The sequence below is a fragment of the Dolichospermum circinale AWQC131C genome, assembly GCF_000426905.1.
Classification (GTDB): domain Bacteria; phylum Cyanobacteriota; class Cyanobacteriia; order Cyanobacteriales; family Nostocaceae; genus Dolichospermum; species Dolichospermum circinale.
In genome coordinates this window covers 1-23,639 of record NZ_KE384599.1, presented here as the reverse complement: position 1 = coordinate 23,639, position 23,639 = coordinate 1, and the positions used below count along the sequence as shown (strand labels likewise).

Genomic DNA, 23,639 nt, shown 5'->3' with positions numbered 1-23,639 from the left:
TACCCCTACAACCTCTACATTCTGTTTGGATCTTTTGCGGGTAATTTGGAAAGGTGTAGGCACAGGGGCGCTACCTCTACAACCTCTACATTAAATCCAAATCTTTTATATAATTAATTTTGCCTGCCTAAAGTGTGAATCCTGTATTATTGAATTTCCGGGGTATTTTACAAACTATAGTCGCCAACTATGCGCTAGATAAGTTAAAGATGGAAATAACTGACACTTGACTCTCAAAGGTTACTTTTCTCATGCTCAAAACAATCACCAGACTTGAATTTGAGAAAATTCCCCCGCTGTTGGGTAGCTTGTGTAATTATACAATCACTACTTAGGCGTGATATTTCGTCTTGACATTTCGCAAAAATTAACCCAACTTGACTATTTAGCTGTATAGCTATTATTTATTTTAAATTTCCATGTCAACTCTCGTTATTGTCGAATCTCCCACAAAAGCTCGCACTATTCGCAACTACCTACCAAATGATTATCGGGTAGAAGCTTCCATGGGTCATGTTCGTGACCTTCCCCAGTCGGCCAGCGAAATTCCCGCAGCCGTCAAAGGGGAAAAATGGGCGCAGCTTGGGGTAAATGTAGAAGCTGATTTTGAACCGATTTATGTAGTCCCCAAAGATAAAAAGAAAATTGTTACTCAGTTGAAAGAAGCTCTCAAGGGCGTAACTGAACTGATTCTAGCCACTGACGAAGACCGGGAAGGGGAAAGCATTAGTTGGCATTTATACCAATTACTCAAGCCGAAAGTGCCGACAAAGCGCATGGTGTTTCATGAAATCACTAAGGAAGCAATTCAAAAAGCTTTGAAAGACTGCCGTACCATTGATGAGCAGTTAGTCCGCGCTCAAGAAACCCGGCGCATTTTAGACCGATTAGTAGGATATACCCTATCTCCGCTACTATGGAAAAAAATCGCCTGGGGATTATCCGCTGGTCGAGTACAATCTGTAGCAGTACGCTTATTAGTAACTAAGGAACGTCAACGCCGAGCTTTTCATGAAGGGACATATTGGGATTTAAAGGCCAGTTTAAAGCAGGAAAAAAGTCCTTTTAGCGCGGTTCTGGTGACTCTTGGCGGTACGAAAGTTGCCACAGGCAGCGATTTTGACCCGACAACTGGTAGGATTACCGCAGGTCGCAATGTGGTCTTACTCAATGAAGAAGAAGCGGAAGCCCTAAAAGCCCGTTTAGAAGGGAAAACTTGGACAGTGACGGATATGGAAGAACGTCCAGTCACTCGCAAACCCGCGCCACCGTTCACGACTTCTACATTACAACAAGAATCTAACCGCAAATTGCGTTTGTCAGCACGGGATACAATGCGGGTAGCTCAGAATTTGTATGAGCAAGGGTATATTACCTATATGCGGACAGATTCCGTGCATTTATCTGATCAAGCGATATCCGCCGCCCGCGCTTGTGTAGAACAAAAATACGGTAAACAATATCTGAGTCCCCAACCTAGACAATACACAACTAAATCTAAGGGCGCACAAGAAGCCCATGAAGCCATTCGTCCCGCCGGTAGCAGTTTCCGCACGCCCCAAGAAACTGGGTTGACTGGACGGGAATTTTCTGTATATGATTTGATTTGGAAGCGTACTGTTGCTTCACAAATGGCTGATTCTCGCCAAACTCAAATTACTGTACAAATACAAGTTGAAGATGCTGGTTTTCGTTCTTCTGGTAAGCGCATAGACTTTCCGGGCTACCTTCGCGCCTACGTTGAAGGTTCGGATGATCCTGATGCTGCTTTAGAAGATCAAGAGGTAATTTTACCTGCTTTGAAAGTTGGAGATCATCCTCAATGTCATGAACTGGAAACCGTCAGCCATGAAACCCAACCTCCAGCCCGGTATACAGAAGCAACTCTAGTGAAAACTTTAGAAAGTGAAGGTATTGGTCGTCCTAGTACCTACGCCAGCATTATTGGTACAATAGTTGATAAAGATTATGCCCAATTGGTGAATAATGCCCTAATTCCCACTTTTACCGCTTTTGCTGTCACTGATTTACTGGAAAAACATTTTCCAGATATTGTTGATCCTAGTTTTACTTCTAAAATGGAGCAAACCCTAGATGAAATTTCCACTGGTGAGGCTCAGTGGCTACCCTACTTAAAGGAATTTTACCTTGGTGAGCAGGGTTTAGAAACTTTGGTTAAGGAACAAGAAAGCGAAATTGACGCTAGTAAAGCTAGAACTGTAGAATTAGAAAATTTAGATGCTAAAGTCCGTATTGGTAAATATGGTCCTTATATTGAAGTTAGCAATGGGGAGGAAGTATTTACCGCTTCTATCCCTAAAAACCTGACTCCGGCTGATCTAAACCCTCAACAGGTGGAAATCCTGCTTAAACAAAAAACCGCAGGACCTGACCAATTTGGTCGTCACCCGGAAACTGGCGAACCAATTTATATTAAACTGGGTACTTATGGTCCCTATATTCAATTAGGCGATAAAAGCGACGAAAACCCTAAACCCAAACAAGCTTCTTTACTCAAAGGTGTGACCCCTGAAACTCTCACCCTAGAAATGGCTGTGGGTTTACTGTCTCTCCCCCGTGCTTTGGGAACTCACCCAGAAACCGGTGGTAAAGTCCAAGCTAGTTTGGGACGGTTTGGACCCTATGTAGTTCATGACCAGGGGAAGGAAGGGAAAGATTACCGTTCCCTAAAATCTACCGATGATGTCTTGACAATTACCCTAAATCGTGCTTTGGAATTACTCGCAGAACCAAAAAAAGGACGTTCTGCAACTAAGAGTAAGTCTAAAGAAGCTTTACGGGAGTTGGGGACACATCCAGAAGATGATGCACCAGTTAGTATCTATGATGGTCCCTATGGTCCTTATATTAAACACGGGAAAACTAATGCTAGTATTCCTGAAGGTGAATCAGTAGAAAATATAACGTTGTCTACGGCTGTTGAATTACTTTCAGCTAAAGCATCTACAAAATCTCCACGCAAAACCACTAAGTCAACTCCTAGAAGCAAAAAGAAAGACGCAGCCAGTTAGATTTAGCAGCAGTCAGCCGGAATAAATTCTTGATTATGACTAATGATCAATAACTATTTCCTATCACCAATTACCCCATTACTAATTAAGGATGTGATAATCTAATAAGTAAGGCAAAACACAAAATGAAATCTCGTGGTAGTTAATACCATACTTATGGAAATTTGTCAACCATAAGCAAGGCTAAAGTGCGATTATACGCCGGTTTCTGCCACCCTGTTAAATAAAATTGAGGTAGTATCTCAGGAGCGGTCAGTTTAATGGATTATATAGAAAAGGTACTGGAAAAGCTGAAAGAATTAGCTCGGAAGTTAATTGATAGCCTGCTAGGTCCGGAGGCTGAACCGGAACCGGAACTAGTTCCGATTCCTGTCCATGAACGTTCTATGCGCCGTCGCTAAAGTCCTGAAGGTGTGAAAGTTGAATTTACCAGCTTTAAGTATTCTTGTGCTGCACGGACCAAATCTAAATTTGCTAGGACTTAGAGAACCCGGAATTTATGGTTCTTTGACTCTAGCAGAAATTAATCGTTTGTTAAATTCCAAAGCTATGGAGTTACAAGCACAAATATTACCCGTGCAGTCAAATCATGAAGGGGTTCTAGTAGATGCTATTCACGGGGCATTAGGATATCATCAGGGAATTGTCATTAACGCCGGAGCTTACACTCATACTAGTGTAGCTTTACGAGATGCGATCGCTGCTGTTAATTTACCTACTGTCGAAGTACATCTGAGTAATATTTATGGTCGGGAAGATTTCCGTCATCATTCTTATATCGCACCAGTGGTAATTGGTCAAATTAGTGGTTTTGGCGCTCAAAGCTATTTGTTAGGCTTACAAGCACTGGTGTCTTATTTAAGGAAGTAAGAGGTCATGGGGAATAGGTAATGGGTAATAGGGAATAGGTAATAGGTAATAGGTAATAGGTAATAGGTAATAGGGAATAGGTAATAGGGAATAGGTAATAGGGAATAGGGAATAGGTAATAGGTAATAGGTAATAGGTAATAGGAAACAACGGACAACGGACAACGGACAACGGACTAATTGCCTGATCAAAATTATGCGTTATTCTTTGGTAAATCGGGTTAAGGGTAGTTTTTTGGGAGCTTGTTTAGGTGAGAGTTTAGCTAACCCGAACTGTTGTAACTTGGGTAAAATCGCCGTTTTGGGTACAGAAAGTTTAATTAGTTTGGGGAGGTTAGATGTAGATGATTGGTTAAAGCGTCAAGAACAAGCAGGGATTGAATTAGAAACAAATATTCACTCCTGGGGACAAATAATCTTCGCTACATTACCAGTGGTGATGTTTTTTCATGAAAATCTTATGAAAATGCGAGAAAATATCCTAGAAGTGCAAAGAATATTCATATTGAACCAACAACATAGCCCACTGATCACAGATGCTAGTCTAATCATAGGATATGCGATCGCTAAATCCCTGAATGAAAAAATTGACCCTCTCAACCTGATTTCGGAAATAGTTAATTTTTTAGATCAAACATCAAGTTCTTTACCACAACAATTAATAAAAGTCAATGATTTATTAAAAAAAGGAGTGGGACTAGAAACAGCAAGAAAGGAACTGAACAGTCCAGAAACATTAATTAACAATATTGGTTTAGCTTTTTACTGTTTTCTGAGTACCTTAGAAGATTTTTCCTTGACCGTATTCCGCGCTACGAAAAATCATGATTTTGCTCATGAGTATATTACGGGTGCAATGGCGGGAGCATTATCAGGGGCATATAACAGTATAGTTGGTATACCAGTAAATTGGCAAATTTCCCCCTCATTCACTAACTCCTCACCATGGGGACTTGATAATTTTTCCCAAATGTTAGAATTAGCCGATAGAATGATGGCGGTGTGGTCTGGAGTATATGACTTTGGTGGTGATTTTGGCGAATTTACAAACAAAGGATATACTATCTTTGCTGCTCCTAAGATTATACGTAGGCGTGGAAATGATATAGGATTACTATTTGATTTTTGAACAAAATTATGATTTAACCCCATTCAGGCCTTGGTTGAGAGACAATCTCAACTTATGTATTTGTTAGTATTAGTTAGCAAAAAAGTATCGGTTAAATGTAAACTGCTATCCCTCCCTAAGTTAAGCTGTTACGCAGCTAAACTGTATAATCAGAATATGGCTAGATATGGTGGTGCGGGCATACAACAGCCAAGCTCAGTACAAGTCCTGTCCGCTATAATTATACAAATTAAATGCAGTACAGCTGATGATCTAGCTTGGGAAAGGAGGATATATCTGGGGTATTTTGCGGAAGGAAAGATGAAAACGCAGCGATTTTTGCAGTCCTTGAGACAGCAATTAAGGCAATGGCAGGGACAGTATAAAGCGCTATTTCGTAAGGGAAAGTACCACCAGAAACTCCATAAGCATTTTTTCAAAAATATACTTCTGTATTTATCAGCAAATAATCATCAAGGGAAACAGGGAAAACACAGACAGACACAAAGATTAACTGCTAGATTAGTTACCAAAGAGAGTGGCATTGATACAGTTATTTTCAGGTGGGTACATCAAAAACGCTCCTCAATAATTTTGGTATTGGCAATATTTTTACTCACAAGTGTGATAGGAAGTGATTTTTATAACCAACCAAGAATGAAAGTTGGTAGTATTGCCTTACAAACATTTATTGCTCCTTATACGGATAATATTGAAGATAAAGAAGAAACCGAACTGCAACGGAAAGCAGCTATAGATAATTCTGTACCGGTTTTGATGATTGATCATCAGATCAATAAACAAATTAACGCACGGTTGGAAAAGATATTAGATATAAGTAGTGAAATTCGCTCAATAGTTGGTATTTTCCCTTTTTTAAATACTTCAATTTTATCGGCTTATACTCAAAGTTATCTGAGGTCTTTGCCTGAATTAGAATGGCAAAAGCTAATAGTAATTTTGGATAATAATAGACAACAAAACACAAAAAAACAAACCTCTAAGCCGCAATTGTCATTGTCTAATAGCGTGAGTGATGAAGCTGCTTTTCTGCAAGCATTATCAGAACTAGAAGCTTATCAATTTATGACAACAGGAAGTAATGTTTCGGCCCTGATTACCCAAATATTGGAAGTTAGAAAAAGATATAATCAAGGGATTGAAAAAGCATCACAAATAGAAGCTGGTGAGGAACTAAAACAGGTTTATACAGCACCCGTACTGTTAGCTTTATCTGATAATGATTGGGCAAAAACACAGGTAGGAATTCGTAAAAGTGCCGAACGAATTATGGCCCAAGGTATAGCCGCTGGACTACCCAAAAGTATTTTAAATAATGCAGTTAGTTTACAGGTACAATTATCTGTTCCTAGTGAGGCTAAATCCTTCGCAACAAAAGTATTATTGGCGGTACTGCAACCAAATCTTAAACAAGATATAGAACAAACTAAACAACAAGCTCAAATCGTAGCTAGAGAAATACCATCTGTAATGTTTACTGTAAAAAAAGGAGAGATAATTGTTAGTAAAGGAGAGAAAATTACACAATTAAAATTTGAGATACTAACACATTATCGTTTGATTGGTCATCAAGTGAATTGGCTGGGTTTAACAGTTTTAGTAGCCGTTGTCACCGTAGCTATTTGGGTTTTTGTCTGGTTAGAAAGAAAAAGTCATAACTATTTGCGACAACGCGATCGCTTGTTAGTTTTATTACTTACTCTCACTGTCCCCGGAGTATTGGCTCTCGGTTTACCCTATACCACCTGGAGCGCCATTGGTTTATTACTAGGCAGTTTCTATGGACCAACTATAGGTGTAATGGTAGCAGGCTTACTGGCGTTAATACTACCAATTACAGTAGATACAAATGTTATGATACTGCTGGCAGGGGCTGTGGGCGGAATGTTGAGTGCTTATGTAGCTCATAGATTGCGATCGCGCGAAGAACTAGCATTATTAGGTGTTGTCACGGCATTAACCCAAGGAGGTATATATTTATTATTAAAAATCTTTACTGGTGGGGTATTTGGTTCAGGTTGGTATATCATCCAGGAAGCAGGTTTATTTGCTTTATCTGGTTGGGCTTGGAGTATTGTGGCTTTGGGTTTAAGTCCCTATTTGGAAACGCTCTTTGATGTCATTACCCCTATCCGTTTAGCAGAATTGGCTAACCCCAACCGTCCATTATTAAAACGTCTGGCTACGGAAGCCCCAGGGACTTTCCAGCATACTTTATTAGTGGCTACCCTGGCAGAAGCTGCTGCTAAACAATTGGGCTGTAATGTCGAATTGGTCAGAGCCGGCACATTGTACCATGATATTGGGAAAATGCACGACCCCTTGGGATTTATTGAAAATCAAATTGGTAGTCCCAATAAACATGAAACAGAAATAAAAGATCCTTGGAAAAGTGCGAAAATTATTAAAAAGCACGTGACAGAAGGGTTAGTAATGGCCAAAAAACACAGTTTACCCACCGCCATTCAGGCTTTTATTCCCGAACATCAAGGAACAATGGCCATTGCTTATTTTTATCACCAAGCCCAACAAATAGCCCAGGAAAATCCCCAGATTGTAGTCAATAAAGCCGATTTTTGTTACGATGGACCTATACCCCAATCACGGGAAACGGGCATCGTCATGTTAGCAGATTCTTGTGAAGCTGCATTACGTAGTCTGAAAAATGCCACTCCAGATAAAGCACTCAATATGCTAAATAATATTTTACGGGCAAAATGGCAAGATGAACAATTAATCGCTTCGGGATTAACTAGGGAAGAAATGCCAAAAATTGCCCAAATATTTGTGGATGTTTGGCAACAATTTCATCATAAACGCATTGCCTATCCTAAGTCAAAAGCTGCTGATTCGTAATTAAGATCAAACTGTTAAACTAGAGATCAGAAAATAACAAAAGGAAGATTATGATGAGCGATCGTGATTATACTTTGATTATTGACAAAAGTGGTAGTATGTCTACACCAGACCAAGTAGGCGGTAGAACTAGATGGGAAATAGCCCAAGAATCTACCATTGCTTTGGCTAGAAAGTGTGAACAGTTTGATCCTGATGGGATTACAGTTTACGTTTTTTCCGGCAAATTTAAACGTTATGATGATGTAACAACAGCTAAAGTCTCCCAGATATTTCAGGAAAATGATCCAGCCGGTACAACTAACTTAGCTGGTGTATTGCAAGATGCCCTGAATAATTACTTTCAACGCAAAGCCGCAGGTCAAACTAAACCCAATGGGGAAACAATTTTAGTGATTACTGACGGTGAACCAGATGATCGCAAAGCTGTATTTGAGGTGATTATACAAGCTACCCGACAAATGGAAAAAGATGAAGAATTAGGAATTTCCATGATTCAAGTCGGCTCAGATGCTCAAGCCACTAAATTTCTCAAAGCCCTAGATGATCAATTACAAGGTGTGGGAGCTAAATTTGATATTTGTGATACAATAACCTTGGATGATTTAGAAGACATGAGTTTAACTGATGTTTTAATGAATGCCATCACAGATTAATTAACGAAAATTACTAATATCTAATATCTGGAGAGTTTAGTCATGCTAGAAAACCGTGATTATACCTTGATTATTGATAAAAGCGGTAGCATGGCTACCCCAGATCAAAAAGGTGGCAGAAGTAGATGGGTGGCAGCCCAAGAATCAACTTTAGCATTAGCCAGTAAATGTGAACAACTAGATCCCGATGGTATTACCATTTACTTATTTTCTGGGAAATTTAAACGTTATGAAAATGTGACATCTGCCAAAGTTTCACAAATTTTCAAAGAAAATGATCCTTCGGGAACAACAGATTTAGCTGGGGTTCTCAAACACGCTACCGATGATTATTTGCAACGCAAAGCAGCCGGTCAAACTAAACTCAATGGGGAAACAATTTTAGTAGTTACTGACGGTGAACCAGATGATCGTAAAGCTGTAATGAAGGTAATTATTGAAGCTTCTCGTCGTTTGGATAAAGATGAAGAATTGGCTATTTCCTTTATTCAAGTCGGTAATGATCCTCAAGCTACTCGCTTTTTGAAAATCTTGGATGATGAGCTGCAAAGTGCGGGTGCTAAATTTGATATTTGTGACACTGTCACCATGGATGATATGGAAGATATGAGTTTATCAGAAGTTTTACTAAATGCTATCACTGATTAACAATAGATTCTCCAGGAATGACAAATATGGATTCCATTGATAAGCTATTAGCTGAAGTCAAAACTGAACACACAGAACCCAAAAACACGCCACCACAGGCTAATTTAAACTCAGTCAAAGTGGTTTTATCTACTAATAAATCAGATCTATTAATAGATAAATTATTATCAGAGGTACAAGCTGATTTTTCCGAAGCTAAAACCGAATATACACAATCTAACTCTAGAAATAGCTTACCGCAAATTCAATTAAATTCACCTCCTCCTAAGTCAGATGGATTTATAGATAACTTATTATCAGATGTACAAGCTGATTTTCTGGAAAAAGACGCGGCCGAAGCACTGCGAAAACAAGAAGAATTAATACAGGAGAAAATTCGTCAAGAAAAACTCAAAGCCAAACAAAGAGAAGCTTTAGAAAAACCCGCCAAGGAATGGTTAGCTAAATTAGATCCTTTATCATCAGAAGGATTATGGTTTGAAAGATTTGCTCAAGGTTATCCTACTAAATTAGCAGCAGCAATTGATTATTTACAAACTAATTCCTGAGTAAGTAAGTTCAAGGGAATTAATCACTCTAGTTCTGATAGCTGGTCTGGTGTAGCCGTACGCAATGCGGGATATGGGAATAAATTTTTAAATCCAGCCAAGCGTTCTCCTAATGATTCTGGTGCAATATTCCAAAGACTTTCATAATAGAAAAAAGCTACTCCCAGATCACGTTGTTGAACAGCGCGGACTTGAGATTGAATTTGTTGAATTGAGACTGGCTTAGTTCTTAAACCTGCCATAATTCCGATTCCAGTAGGAATTATTTGTTTAACTTCTTCGATTTCTGGACGGGAAAGCTTGGAGGTAAAACTATCTAAATTCTCCCGATAAACTTGCATGACCAACTCATCTACTATGTTTAATCTTGCCCAATTCAACCAATCTTGCAGTTGAAATTTGTAAGCATAATCATAGTAATTGGGAGAGATAGAGAAAATCATTTTCGGTTTTATCTGTTTAACTGTATTGTTCAGTCTCACCATAAATTCTGTAATCTTATTTGCTCGCCAATTTACCCATTCTGGATCTTTATAATCTTTGGGTGGAGTTTTTTGAGTTTCTTTAGTATACAAGGCAACTGTATATTTATCATAGCCAAATTCATGGGGTAAACTGGTATGATCATCAAATTGAATACCATCAATATCATATTTATTAGTAAGTTCTACCAGCAAATCAATAATAAACTGTTGTACTTCTGGGTGAAATGGGTTTAACCATGAAACTTCACCAGCAGCAGTAACAGATGTTGTACCACCATCTTGTTTTTGTGTTAACCATCCTGGTTTATTTAATGCCAATTCGGAACTATTAGGAGTCATAAATCCAAATTCAAACCAAGGGATTACCAGTAATTTTTGACGGTGAGATCTATCAATTAAATCCGCGAGAATATCATGTCCATCTAATCCTTTAAATACAAAAGGTTGAATTTCTAAATCCTTGGCTACTTTGCTAGGATACATTACATATCCAGCATTCCAAACCACAGGATAGACAGTATTAAAATTGAGTTCTCGTAGCTGGGTTACAGCTTCTTGAACCTTAGTCCGATCTTTGAGAATATTTAAATCATTATTTGTGACCCACACACCACGAATTTCTTGACGTGGTACTTGGGCGTTAACAGGTGTCAAAGTGTTTACCCAAAAAACTGTGATTAGGGAAATTAAAAGCCAAGACCGAAATAACGGTTTAAGTAATTTCTGGTGGAAATGGAGGACAAGATTGTGGTAATTGACTTTCATTTTAAGTTGAGAATATGCTAACAAAATTAACTATATTAAAATTCCTTGATTCACAAGTAGATGTAATTCGTGAATTACCCTGACATTTATTATTTATAGACAATTATATAGCATTTTCTAAATAAATGACTGAAGAATCTTATTTTTGTTCTGTCATTGGCCAATCACTCCAGAAAAACATTATAAATATACCACAAATAGTCTAAAAACATATAAGTAGGTGAATGGAAAAAAACCGACATAAGTACATAAGTAACGAAAAATAAAGTTGACCAAAACCGTTCGGCTGACGCTCACGGCGAAGCCTGTCACCTGTCACCTGTTCCCTGTCACCTGTCACCTGTCACCTGTCACCTGTTCCCTATCACCTCTTCCCTGTCACCTGTCACCTGTTCCCTGTTCCCTGTTCCCTGTCACCTGAGTAGTGGTAATTTTTAGGTTTTGTGTTATAACCCTGTTGTGCAAATGAACTCAAACGAAAGACCACTCTATGGAACCAGATAAGCTGGCGCGAATAAAAGAGTACGGTGAATTTATCCTCCGCAAAATTGACTCCGTACCCCAACATCCTTCCCAAGAGGAAGATTGGGTTCCCACTAGCCTTGATGATTGTCTGCTGCGGCTGCGAGAGGCCGCTGTGAAAACGGTAGAACTGGCAACCTCACCGGTGAAAATCGGCGTAATGGGGGAATTTAGTAGTGGTAAAAGTTTGCTGCTAGGGAGTCTCATTGGTTATGCAGACGCTTTACCGGTGAGTGAAAATCCCACCACTGGTAATGTCACCGCTATTCATATTCAAGTCCAGGATGATTTTGCAACTACTCAAGTAGATAATTATACTGTGGAGTATTTATCCCATGACGGGGTAAATGAGTGCTTACACTTCATGCTGAAAGAAGCAAACCGTCGCGCCATATCCGCTGGTGTTACACCTTTGCAGGTAGATAAAATTAAGACTGGTAAAGATATAAGTATTTGGTGTGAGGAAGTTTGGAAAAGTTCCAATAATTTAGAGTTGCGTTATTTGCTGCGGGAGTTAGTGCTATTTTTGCGGGCTTATCAGGCTTATGGTGAGGCTTTATGCGGTCACTTTTACCAAATTGATGGTATTACAGCCCGTGAAGGTTTACACCTGGCAGAAATGCCCCTGGCGATTCAATCTCTGAAATTTGAGGATTTACCACCGGCGCATATTCGCTTATCTAGTGCGCCGCAAAAATTAACTATTCAATTATTACGGAATAGTTTTCCCTTAATTCGTCGTGTTGATATTCAAGTGAAAATATCACGGGAAATTTGGGATCTTACAGGTGCGGAAGAATTTGTGCTGTTAGATTTTCCCGGTTTGGGTGCGGCTAATTCTGGAACTAGAGATACATTTTTATCATTACGAGAATTGGCGCAGGTACAGACAATTTTAGTCTTACTTAATGGTAAATCTCCGGGGAGCGATCGCGCCAATAAAATCTTTACCATGATGCAGCAACAACGCCCTGGACAAGACCTCAAAGATTTAATTCTAGTAGGTATAGGACGTTTTGATCAATTACCTTTAGAAGGTGAGGGAGGAGAAAGGGAACTGGATTTATTAATTGCTAATCAATCTGATGATCAACCATTACAAATAAGTACAGTTTTCCAAAAATTGAAGGTTCTAAAAACTATTATTGACGGTGCGGAAGCATTTACTTCTCAAAAAGACCGAATTGTTTTATTATCACCATTATTAGGGTTAGCTGAATTAGCCAAACGTTCTAGTCAAGTTAAAGCTGGTTCTGCGGAATTTCTAGCGAATTTAGATTATCCAGATTATCTGGAAAAATCGAGGAAATTACAAAAAAAATGGGGGGATTTAAGCGCAGTTTTACTAGCAGGAGATGGTCGTAATCAGTTAGGAAGACAATTAGGTTATTTCGCTCAAGATGGTGGTATTAGTAAATTAAGAGAATTGATTCAAAGTCATGTTGCTAATCACGGCTTAAAGCAATTATATGAAGATAGCCGTCGGGCTGCTGATACGATTCGTCAGCAACAAGAATATCTTCAAGAAATTATTGCCGAAATTCACGAACAAGGCATACCTATATCTGATACTCCGGCTTTGATAGAATTAAGATCAGCCATAGAAAGTTTAGATAAAATCTACAGAAACTTTCAAAAAGATTTAGGGAAAGAACAACTGAAAGATAGAAGAGGAATTGTAGTTAGTGATGTCGTTAAAGATGAACTAACTTTTAGAATTTTGAATTGGAATCAGTGGACATTATTATTTAATAAAATCCAAAATGGTACAATTACTCTAGCGGAATTTAAAGGTGCAGCCGGGAAATTATTTGATCGAGGAAATCGGGTGAATACCTCCCTACCAACTAAGAGTGATGACTTTTATCCAGCCTTTGAGAAAACAATTAAAGAATTGGAAAACTTTGCCAGCGATCGCCTTCGTCAAGCTGTGATAGACTTATTAAACTCATTAGCCCATAAAATCACCTTAGAACGGGAAAAACTGCAAGCCATTCTTCAGCCAGAAATGGAACAAGAAATTGAAGAAAAATTTGGATCTGAAGAAGCTGATTTATTTTATAAACTGTTATTAGGATGTGATCCTCGTCAATGGAAAGAAGCCATTATCACTGAAATCAATAACCATGATCAAACTATCAACCCAGGGAGTATTTTTCCCCTAGCGAGACAAGATGAAAAACACAGTGTAGGACAAATATTTGATTGGTCTCCTGAGAAAAATCAAACATCACTGAAAAGTGCTAATCATCAACTTTTTGTTTTGCGACTAAGGGATGAAATTACCGCTAGTGCTAGTCTCCACTTAGTACAGTATGTCAGTGAAAGTAATCAGCACGTAAATATAGAAATCAATGGAATTTTAGATCAAATAATTCCCAGTTTGCAAAACCTTTCTAAACAAGAAGCACTACTAAGATATATTGCAGCTAGAGATTCACAAGGGGAACTAGCTATTCCCACCTGGTTAGACATTTTAGCCGATATTGCTACAATTAATGAGGCTGAATTATTTATTTATAGCAATCTCCCATAAGATCCGCGACTTCTTTTTCAAATTGTGTAAATAAATGATAAATTGATGTTAGGAGTCGGGGATCTGACCTCATTAATTCTGCTTTATTTAATTTATCAGCATTCAGTGATCAACCATCAACTTAAATAAGGACCATTAAAAATGCCTGTGGAAATTCAGATTCCACCTAGTTTTAAATTAGGTGTTAGAGAAAACTCACAGTTGCATCTACCTTCGATTCAAATTGTTGCTGTTAATAGCAACATTCCGTACATTTCTCGAATTACCTGTATAGTGAGGGGGACACCAAATCAATTAGCAGCAAAAATTCAAAGAACCTATAGACAATTTCACTCAGCTACACCCAAACAAATCATTAATATCTGTCAATTAGGACAGGATATATGTCAATTAGATTCACCTTTAATAACATTAGTTGACTGTACCTTAAAGGTAATTGTTGAATACTTCGACTCTGACAGTGCAGGACAACCAAACTTGTCTATATCTAAACATATATCCGCCGAATGTGATCTTTGGTTTATACCCATACAAAAATCACCAAATTCATTTACAAGAAATCATCAAGCCATGAACAATTCGCAATTTGACACCTATCTAAATAATTTAAGTCAACAACTGAGTGAAAAACTCAACGAAAAACAAAAGAAAAGATTTCCGGGTTGGTTAGCTTTAGATTTTGGTACTTCTAACTCCACAGTTACACTTTTTGATCCCATTGAAGTCCCCATTGCGGAAGTTTTACCCAAAGAACAAGAACTGAGATTAAGACAACGCATGGCTGAATGGTTAAATTCTCCCCCAGATTTGGCCTTAGCAGATGTTAGTGCTAGTGAGTGGGAAAAGTTTCTAGTTGATATTAGCAAAAACTTACAAATACAACCAGATCAATTAAGTGAGATTTTTGAAAGTGATCACAAAGAATTATTTTTAGAAGCCATTCGACAAATTGAATTATGTTTAGGAACAAGCGATAGATTTCGTCGGGCTGTTAGTAAAAAACTTTATGCTATATATCATGAAGTTTTTCGTGTTCCTACATTAGAATCACAAAATTTAATTCCTGTAATCTTAGATATTGACCGTCGCAATACAGAAATTCCCAGTGAAATGGAAGTATCGCAATTAATCCCATTAAAACTACAGATGGGTAGAGACGCAAGAGATAACAGAAAAAAAGCAATAGCCCAGGGAACAACTGTTTCAGTCAAAGAAATTATTAGCAGATTTCATCATTCACCCAAACGCTATTTTGGACAAGATCGATCTTTCCCAATTATCCTAGAAAACGAAGAAGAAAATATTCAAGTTAATCGCCTAATTCAAGCAGCTTGGGCGCAATTAATTGAGTTAACAGAAGATTATCGTCAACGGGCTAGACGCAGGTTTTCTGAAGGCGATTTTTTAACAGCAGTTGTCACTTATCCCACCGTAGCCCCGCCAATAGTTCGCAAAGAAATTAAGCAACTGGTACAAGAATTAGGTATTGATGATGTACAAACAGCTTATGATGAAGCGGTTTCTGTCGCTATCTTTTTCCTGTGGCGAGAATTTGGCGGTAATTTGAATATTGGCATTGAATCTTTCAAAACTCGTTGTCGTCAAAATGGGAATAAATGGTCACAAAATGTTCTGGTTTTAGATATTGGTGGTGGTACAACAGACTTAGCTTTAATTGAACTTACCCTAGAAGATAAAACTCCATTTTTTGCAGATAATGAAGATAGAGGTTTAGGAGGACGTTACTATAAATTAACTCCTAAATTATTAGGTTCTTCGGGACATTTACAACTAGGTGGTGAATTAATTACATTGCGAATTTTTCGCCTATTAAAAGTTGCAATTTCTGATTTTCTTCTCACCGCAGTCACTACAGGTGACATTGAAAGTGATAAATTAGAAGACTTAATTAACTCCGAATTAAACGAACGTTTTTTAGAAAACGGAAAATTTCAAAGCGGTAGTTTATTAAAATGTATAGATAAAGAAAATCCCGAAGGTGACGTTGCTTTTAAAGATGCCCTAGATACAGCCGAAAAAGTCTTACCAACTCGTTGGCAACAAGCACCCCAACGACTGCAAACCTTTTATACATTGTGGGATCATGCCGAAGCCGCTAAACTCAAATTAGGACAAAAAAAACCCAAGGATGGTTCTTTATTAACCTTCACTTTAAATGAACAACAAATAGGCGAACTTCTAGCCCAAAGTTCAGTTAAATTTCAAGTCAGAAGCCCTGAATCTATTTCCTTAACTTTAGATAATCAACAATTTGACCGGGCTATCATCTCATCTATTAAAGAAGCAATTGGTATTGCTAAAGGTTTAATCGAAAGTCGTCTCAATTCAGAACCTAATCAAAAAGTAGATTGGTTAATTCTATCTGGAAAAACTTGTAATCTTGATTTAGTTCAACAACAAATTTACGAAGAATTTAGTCAATCACCATATTTTGTTTGGAACCCAGAACGGATTACTTTTGTTTTAGAATTTACCAAACTTGCCACCTCCGCAGGTGCTTGTTATGCCGAAAAATTGCGTCGTTTTCGATTTGATCCTGAAGAATCTAAAAATCTGTTACGCAAGGGCGCAAATCAATTAGAAATTGATGTTAAAAACCTGTTTTATTATCTTCCCTGTAACTTCAAACGCAAAACCCAAAGTAACGAACCATTGGCAATTTTTAGCGCTGGACAAGAACTATATCAACTTGCACCTTTAGACACCGTTGCCAAAGTGCGGACACCTTGGCAGGGTATACAATTAACTAATATTATCCATCGTCAAGATTATGAAAAGGGAACTTTTCGCCTGTGGGGGAGTTTTGACGGTAAAATATTAATGGATAAATTAGGCATGGAAGAACAGGAATTTCTCAAAAAAATCAAAATCCAATTTGAGATTGATCAAGCTTTACAATTTAGTGTTTTACTATGTCGAGGTAATCCCCATTACTTAATAGATGTACCGGGTATTAACATTAATTCAGTTATATCTCCGCCGGAAAATACTTTATTTAATAATGGTAATTTAAAATGGAATATAGCCATAGAAAACCCCCAGCATAACTTAAATGATGGTGATATTGCTGTTAATGTTTTAGAAGCAGCCACCGTTGATCAACCTCATGCTTATCATTTAGTATTTGCAGTTGATAATAATGATAGTAAGACCATGGAAACATTTCATTATTTACAAGATGGTGTCAAAGAACCAGGAACAGGATTAATCAGTAAACCTTTACCACCATTTCCCCAAAGTGGTGAACATACTTTTTATATTTATCAAATTGATAGTGATACAAATACCAAAAAATGGCTGCGAATTGGTACACTGCATAAACCGGATATGATCACAGATTATCCTTGTCAATATCATGTAACTCTTGATCATGCAGGAATATTAAGAATACACGCTGGTGCAGTTCCTTATTGGACATCTAATCATCAACAATGTCTCGAACAAGAAGGATGTGTTTATCGGACAGAATTGGAATTACAACCCAACGAAGTTGATAAAGAACGCGATCCATTTTGCGGTATTCATTAGCTTTAATTCCGTAGGTTGGGTTGACGCAAGGAAACCCAACATTTTTGCGGTATTCATTAGCTTTTATTCCGTAGGTTGGGTTGACGCAAGGAAACCCAACATTATTAATCATTTAGTTGTTTTTTGCTGGGTTAGGCTGTGGCTTAAAAAAACTACATTTTCTATTTTCATCCTCATCAAATTATGCAGAATTTACATAAACTACTCAAGACAGAAAACTCAGAATTAGCCAAAATATTGCGGTTTAATTTATATGGATTAGTCGCAATTTTAACCCAAGCAAATCAAGAATATCCCATTGATCCGGGAATAGGAATAAGTGAAGAACTTCTACAAGAACTTGATGAATTATTACAACATACCCGACTTATGGAAGAAGTTGAGGATCTAGGGGAATTAAAAGAATCTCCATTAATAAACGACTTAAAATTATTCCAATTAAAAGCAGCTTTTAATAACGATCCTGAATTAAATTTTTATTTAGGTACTTCTCCAATTCAGAGTCAAAATGATGGGGAAATATGGAACGAAATTCAGAGAAAATTGCTACGAGTTCCCGAAGATTTAGCAATATCTTGGAGAGAAATTGCTTTGAAAGCAGTACAAGAATTAGGTGCAATTGTAGATCATGAAAATCTGGAAGAATTACCATTTGTCCGCGATGAAATTATTTATCCGGGGTTGACTGGTACAGTTAAAGCCAAAGGACTATGTTTATCTCAACAGGCTTTACTAAATTCAGAAATTACCCAAAATCATCTTTCTGAAAACTTATATTCAATTGCAGGATTTTTACTTTTATATGTTAAATTTATAGAAATAGATACAGACTTACATCATGCTTTTAAAAGTGTTTTTAGCTTTGATGTAGTTTCTTTAAATTCTAAATTAGAACAACGTCATCAATATATTGACGCTTTAAAAGATCGCTTTTATCGTATCCAAAAATATAGTGAAAATATTGATCTAATATTAGAATTATGTGCATGGATTGATATAGATGAAGCCATTAATTCTCTAGTATTTATCCCTCCTGCTGAAAGTTATTCCTGGTGGGGAAAATTACAAAAAGAATCCCGTCGTATCCTGAGAAAAGCCGCTGATAAAGCGATAAAAGCGGGTAATGAAGTGAGAATCAAACAATTATCAGGACTGTATGCTGATGTTTGTGAGTTTTCTAAAGATGACTTGCAATTAGATTGTGGTGGTACTCCTGGAGAGGTATTAACTTGTTTGCGAGTGTATGCCAAAATCAATCAACAAGAGTATCCAGGAAGGGTGATATTTCGGACTTTACGCTAAGATGACTAAACAATTCTCAACATCTACCATGACGAATTTTCCAATCGCTATCAAATCCTCCTAGCGATCGCCAAAAATGATAAACTAAATAAATAGTATTCTCGGATAAATATTTTAATATAAGGAGAAATCAATGGAAGGTAAAAGATTTATTCATAAAATCAAATTACAAAACTTTCTTTCCTATGGAAGTGAGGGAGAAGAAATAGAACTACAACCATTAAATGTGTTAATTGGTGCTAATACTTCTGGTAAGTCTAATTTAATAGAAGCTATTGGTATTTTAAAAGCAACACCAACAGATTTACCTGCTCCATTTCGTCAAGGTGGAGGTATTGATGAATTTTTATGGAAGGGTGAAGGAAGTAATTCTATTGCTAATATTGATATTATCTTAAATTATCCATATCCAGAAAAATATGGAAAAAATTTACACTATAAATTAAGTTTAACATCAGTAGGACAAAGATTGGAATTAGTAGATGAAGCTGTAGAAAATGCACAATCCTATGAAGGACAAGAAGATGTATATTTTTATTATCGTTATCAAAAAGGTAATCCAGTTCTGAATATTAATAATCAAGAAAAAAGGTATTTACGGAGAGAAGATTTAATTTCTGATCAATCAGTTTTATCTCAAAGAAAAGATCCTGATGTTTATCCAGAATTGTCTTATCTTAGCACTCAATTCTCTAAAGTAGGCTTATATCGTCATTGGCAAATGGGAAGATATTCAGAACCAAGAAATGCCCAAAAAGCTGATTTACCGCTACATCCTTTATTGGAAGATGGCAGTAATTTAGGTTTGGTTTTAAAAGCTTTACAACGTAAATTAGGTCAGAGAAAACTTATTGAATATCTGGAAAAATTCTATGAAGAAGCAGAAGAATTAGATGTAAGCATATATGGCGGTACTGTCCAAATATTCATTCGGGAAAAGGGGTTAATTCAACCAATTCCAGCTACTCGTTTATCAGATGGTACACTACGATATTTATTTTTAATGGCTTTACTTTTAGATCCTACTCCACCACCTTTAATTTGTATTGAAGAACCGGAATTAGGTTTACATCCAGATATTTTACCAACTATTGCAGAATTGTTAATTGAAGCATCTCAGAGAACTCAATTAATTGTTACCACTCATTCTGATGCTTTGGTTTCTGCGTTGAGTGAATATCCTGGATCTGTAGTAGTTTGTAAAAGAGATGAAACAGGATCTCATCTTCATCGTCTTGAACCTAATAAGCTAAAAAATTGGTTAGAAAATTATACTTTAGGCGACCTATGGCGCATGGGTGAAATAGGGGGAAACAGATGGTAAAAGAAGTTCGTATTCATATAGAAGGGGGTGGAGATTCCAGAGATCAGAAATCTTCACTTAGACAAGGATTTAGTAAGTTTTTTAAAGAATTAGTAAACGAAACAAAAAGCAAAAAAATTAAATGTAATATCATTATCATTATGTGTGGTACTCGTAATCATGCTTTTCGTGACTTTAAAAATGCTTTAGAATCTCATCCTGATGCTTTTAATATATTGCTGGTTGATGCAGAAGCGCGTATTATAAAAAATTCCCCTTGGGAACATTTGAAATTGAGAGATAATTGGGATAAACCAACAGAAGTTAATGATGATAATTGCCATTTAATGGTTCAAACAATGGAAGCTTGGTTTATTGCTGATATTGATGCTTTAAAAGCATATTATCGTCAAGGATTTAAAGTAAGTGGTATTCCCAAAACTCCTCATTTGGAAACTATTGCAAAAGATGATTTAGAACGTATTCTCAAAATTGCGACTGCTAATACTAGCAAAAAAGAGTATCATAAAATCAACCACGCTTCTGAATTATTAGGTAAGATAGATGCAAATAAAGTTCGTCAAGCTTCCCCCTCTTGCGATCGCATTTTCACAACCATACAAGCAATAATAGATGTATCAAACAATAACCACAACTAAAAATAAACACATCAAACCTCCTATTCTCTGCGCCTCTGCGCCTCTGCGTGAGCCATATTCAATCTAAAATACAAAAAAAATAAATAAACTTTAAGCGATCGCTCCCAAATTCCCACATCACGCTATCATCAAAGACAGTGGAAATCAACTCTCAGCATCTACCATGACGAATCCGACACCAGAAACAAATTCACCCAACACACCACTTACTGATACAAATCTGGTAGAAGACCGCAGTAAGCTGAGTAAAATGTATCAGCATTACGTAGACATGAAGGATAAATACCCTCATGCGTTGCTGCTGTATAGAGTCGGTGATTTTTTTGAAACCTTTTTTCAAGACGCTGTAACCGTCTCCAGAGAATTAGAACTAGTTTTAACCAGTAAACACGGTGGTGATGTTGGTCGCGTCGCCATGACAGGTGTACCTCATCACGCTTGGGAACGCTACACAACCCAACTAGTAGAAAAAGGTTACGCGGTGGTGATTTGTGACCAGGTAGAAGACTCTGCTGATGCTATTGGTTTGGTCAAGCGAGAAGTAACGCGCATTCTCACACCTGGGACATTGTTGGAAGAGGGAATGCTCAAAGCAAGTCGTAATAACTACATAGCTGCTGTAGTAATTGCTGCCAATCATTGGGGTTTAGCCTATGCAGATATATCAACTGGGGAATTTCTCACATCTCAAGGCAGTAATTTAGAACACCTAACCCAAGAATTAATGCGGTTACAACCCGCTGAGGTGCTATTTCCCACTAATGCCCCGGATTTAGGTAGTTTACTGCGTCCAGGAGAAACTTCCCCATCCCTTCCTCAGTGTTTACCACCATCATTTTGTTACAGTTTACGTTCTCAAGTTCCCTTTTCCCAAGCAGAAGCTAGGAGTAAATTATTACAGAAATTTAAAATGCGATCGCTCGAAGGTTTGGGTTGTGAACATCTTCCCCTCGCTGTTCGCGCTGCTGGTGGTCTTCTAGACTACATTGAAGATACACAAAAAGCTAATCCTGTATCTCTGCAATTATTACGCACCTATACACTCACGGATTATTTGATCGTAGACCATCAAACACGCCGTAACCTGGAAATTACTCAAACTGTCCGCGATGGCACATTTCATGGTTCTCTATTATGGGCTTTAGACAGAACTAGCACTGCTATGGGTAGCCGGGCTTTAAGAAGATGGTTGTTACAACCGCTACTGGAAATTAAAGGGATTAAATCACGCCAAGATACTATTCAAGAATTAGTAGAAAATACCCCTTTACGTCAAGATATCCGGCAATTATTAAGGCAAATTTACGATTTAGAACGTTTAACAGTTAGAGCCGCTTCTGGTAGAGCAAATGCAAGGGATTTAGTCGCTTTAGCTGATTCTTTCTCACGATTACCTGAATTATCTCGCTTAGTTACCAATGCAAAATCCCCTTTCTTGAAGGCCTTGCAAAAAGTTCCTCCGGTACTAGAAGAACTGGCAGAAAAAATACACGCCCATATCGTAGAATCACCACCTATACATCTCAAAGAAGGTGGTTTAATTCGCGCAGGTATTAATACGCTGTTGGACGAAAGAAAGGCTACTGTAGAAAGTGATCAACAATGGATTGCAAATTTAGAAGTTGACGAAAGAGCCAGAACAGGAATACCCACATTAAAGGTAGGATTTAATAAAACTTTTGGCTATTATATCAGTATTTCCCGCAGTAAATCTGACCAAGTTCCCGATAATTACATCCGCAAACAAACGCTGACAAATGAGGAACGTTACATTACTCCCGATTTGAAAGAACGAGAAGCACGCATTCTCACAGCGCGAGATGATTTGAATCAACTGGAATATCAGATTTTTAACGCCTTACGGGATGAAGTGGGTAATGAAGCCGAAATTATTCGCAATGTTTCCCGCGCTGTGGCCGCCGCTGATGTATTATCTGGTTTGGCAGAATTGGCTGCACATCAGGGTTATTGTCGCCCGGAAATGCTGACAGGTAGAGAGATTGAGGTAGTTGATGGTCGTCATCCGGTGGTGGAACAGTCTTTACCGGCTGGGTTTTTTGTCCCTAATTCTACTTTGTTAGGGGGTAAGGAAACGAACCACAGACGCACAGAGAACACGGAGGGTTTGTCTTTATATCCTGATTTGGTGATTTTGACAGGTCCCAATGCTAGTGGGAAAAGTTGTTATTTACGTCAAGTTGGGTTAATTCAATTAATGGCGCAGGTGGGGAGTTTTGTCCCGGCTCGTTCTGCTAGATTGGGAATATGCGATCGTATTTTTACTCGTGTTGGTGCGGTGGATGATTTGGCTACGGGTCAATCTACTTTTATGGTGGAAATGAATGAAACTGCTAATATCCTCAATCATGCAACTTTGAAGTCTCTGGTTTTGTTAGATGAAATTGGTCGCGGTACAGCAACTTTTGACGGGTTATCAATCGCTTGGGCTGTGGCTGAATATTTGGCTGTTGATGTTAAATCCCGGACGATTTTTGCTACTCATTATCATGAGTTGAATGAATTGGCTACTATTATTTCTAATGTCGCCAATTATCAAGTTACGGTTAAGGAGTTGCCAGACCAAATTGTCTTTTTACATCAAGTTCAACCCGGTGGCGCTGATAAGTCCTATGGTATTGAAGCCGGAAGATTAGCCGGTTTACCCCCGGTAGTCATTCAACGCGCAAAACAGGTAATGACACAAATCGAAAAACACAGTAAAATAGCGATGGGGTTGCAAAATTTAGAGTAAGTAGGGCTTGCTGAATAAGTTGTCTGTG

15 protein-coding genes are annotated in these 23,639 nt (G+C 37.8%); 13 read left to right on the top strand and 2 right to left on the bottom strand.

From position 1 onward, the window contains the following. Positions 1–419: 419 nt before the first annotated feature. Positions 420–3,032: a type I DNA topoisomerase gene (gene topA, locus ACIR131C_RS0106085; RefSeq protein WP_028089487.1), complete on the top strand. Its 2,613-nt coding sequence runs from the start codon at positions 420–422 to the stop codon at positions 3,030–3,032. Between the two features lie 420 nt (positions 3,033–3,452). Next, positions 3,453–3,902 carry a type II 3-dehydroquinate dehydratase gene (gene aroQ, locus ACIR131C_RS0106075; protein WP_028083161.1) on the top strand — a complete coding sequence of 150 codons (450 nt, stop codon included), beginning with the start codon at positions 3,453–3,455 and terminating at the stop codon, positions 3,900–3,902. Here the strand turns inward: aroQ and ACIR131C_RS25405 are convergent. Then, positions 3,891–4,073, bottom strand: a complete 183-nt coding sequence (locus ACIR131C_RS25405) for a hypothetical protein (protein ID WP_155963024.1) — start codon at positions 4,071–4,073, stop codon at positions 3,891–3,893. The two genes, aroQ and ACIR131C_RS25405, sit on opposite strands and share 12 nt — an antisense overlap. 24 nt (positions 4,074–4,097) lie before the next feature. Here ACIR131C_RS25405 and ACIR131C_RS0106070 point away from each other — a divergent pair, with 24 nt between their 5' ends. From ACIR131C_RS0106070 to ACIR131C_RS0106050, 5 genes are all read left to right on the top strand, one after another. After that, entirely contained in the window at positions 4,098–5,030 is a 933-nt protein-coding gene (locus ACIR131C_RS0106070) for an ADP-ribosylglycohydrolase family protein (RefSeq protein WP_028089485.1), read from the top strand. Positions 5,031–5,330: 300 nt separating this feature from the next. Further along, complete coding sequence (locus ACIR131C_RS0106065) at positions 5,331–7,886, top strand: HD family phosphohydrolase (protein ID WP_028089484.1); 2,556 nt, start codon at positions 5,331–5,333, stop codon at positions 7,884–7,886. Positions 7,887–7,936: 50 nt separating this feature from the next. Beyond that, the gene (locus tag ACIR131C_RS0106060; RefSeq protein ID WP_028089483.1) at positions 7,937–8,542 is read left to right on the top strand and encodes a vWA domain-containing protein; all 606 of its coding nucleotides are present in this window, start codon (positions 7,937–7,939) and stop codon (positions 8,540–8,542) included. A gap of 42 nt (positions 8,543–8,584) precedes the next feature. After that, complete coding sequence (locus ACIR131C_RS0106055) at positions 8,585–9,190, top strand: vWA domain-containing protein (protein ID WP_028089482.1); 606 nt, start codon at positions 8,585–8,587, stop codon at positions 9,188–9,190. A 17-nt stretch (positions 9,191–9,207) separates the two neighbouring features. Continuing rightward, positions 9,208–9,738, top strand: a complete 531-nt coding sequence (locus tag ACIR131C_RS0106050; RefSeq protein ID WP_423752197.1) for a salt stress protein, Slr1339 family — start codon at positions 9,208–9,210, stop codon at positions 9,736–9,738. A 23-nt stretch (positions 9,739–9,761) separates the two neighbouring features. On the opposite strand, the gene ACIR131C_RS0106045 is transcribed toward ACIR131C_RS0106050, so the two are convergent. After that, positions 9,762–10,988: a glycoside hydrolase family 10-like protein gene (locus ACIR131C_RS0106045; RefSeq protein ID WP_028089480.1), complete on the bottom strand. Its 1,227-nt coding sequence runs from the start codon at positions 10,986–10,988 to the stop codon at positions 9,762–9,764. 490 nt (positions 10,989–11,478) lie between these two features. Here ACIR131C_RS0106045 and ACIR131C_RS0106040 point away from each other — a divergent pair, with 490 nt between their 5' ends. From ACIR131C_RS0106040 to mutS, 6 genes are all read left to right on the top strand, one after another. Further along, on the top strand, positions 11,479–14,046 hold the full coding sequence (locus ACIR131C_RS0106040) for a dynamin family protein (protein ID WP_028089479.1): 2,568 nt from the start codon (positions 11,479–11,481) through the stop codon (positions 14,044–14,046). Positions 14,047–14,187: 141 nt separating this feature from the next. After that, positions 14,188–17,595, top strand: a complete 3,408-nt coding sequence (locus tag ACIR131C_RS0106035; protein WP_028089478.1) for an acetate and sugar kinases/Hsc70/actin family protein — start codon at positions 14,188–14,190, stop codon at positions 17,593–17,595. Positions 17,596–17,778: 183 nt separating this feature from the next. Continuing rightward, a complete protein-coding gene (locus tag ACIR131C_RS0106030; RefSeq protein WP_028089477.1) occupies positions 17,779–18,897 on the top strand; it encodes a hypothetical protein in 1,119 nt (372 codons plus the stop codon). Positions 18,898–19,030: 133 nt separating this feature from the next. Continuing rightward, positions 19,031–20,221 carry an AAA family ATPase gene (locus ACIR131C_RS0106025; protein ID WP_028089476.1) on the top strand — a complete coding sequence of 397 codons (1,191 nt, stop codon included), beginning with the start codon at positions 19,031–19,033 and terminating at the stop codon, positions 20,219–20,221. Further along, on the top strand, positions 20,215–20,859 hold the full coding sequence (locus ACIR131C_RS0106020) for a DUF4276 family protein (RefSeq protein WP_028089475.1): 645 nt from the start codon (positions 20,215–20,217) through the stop codon (positions 20,857–20,859). Before ACIR131C_RS0106025 ends, ACIR131C_RS0106020 begins: the two co-directional genes overlap by 7 nt. Before the next feature lie 163 nt (positions 20,860–21,022). Further along, on the top strand, positions 21,023–23,611 hold the full coding sequence (gene mutS / locus ACIR131C_RS0106015; protein ID WP_028089474.1) for a DNA mismatch repair protein MutS: 2,589 nt from the start codon (positions 21,023–21,025) through the stop codon (positions 23,609–23,611). Positions 23,612–23,639 lie beyond the last annotated feature (28 nt).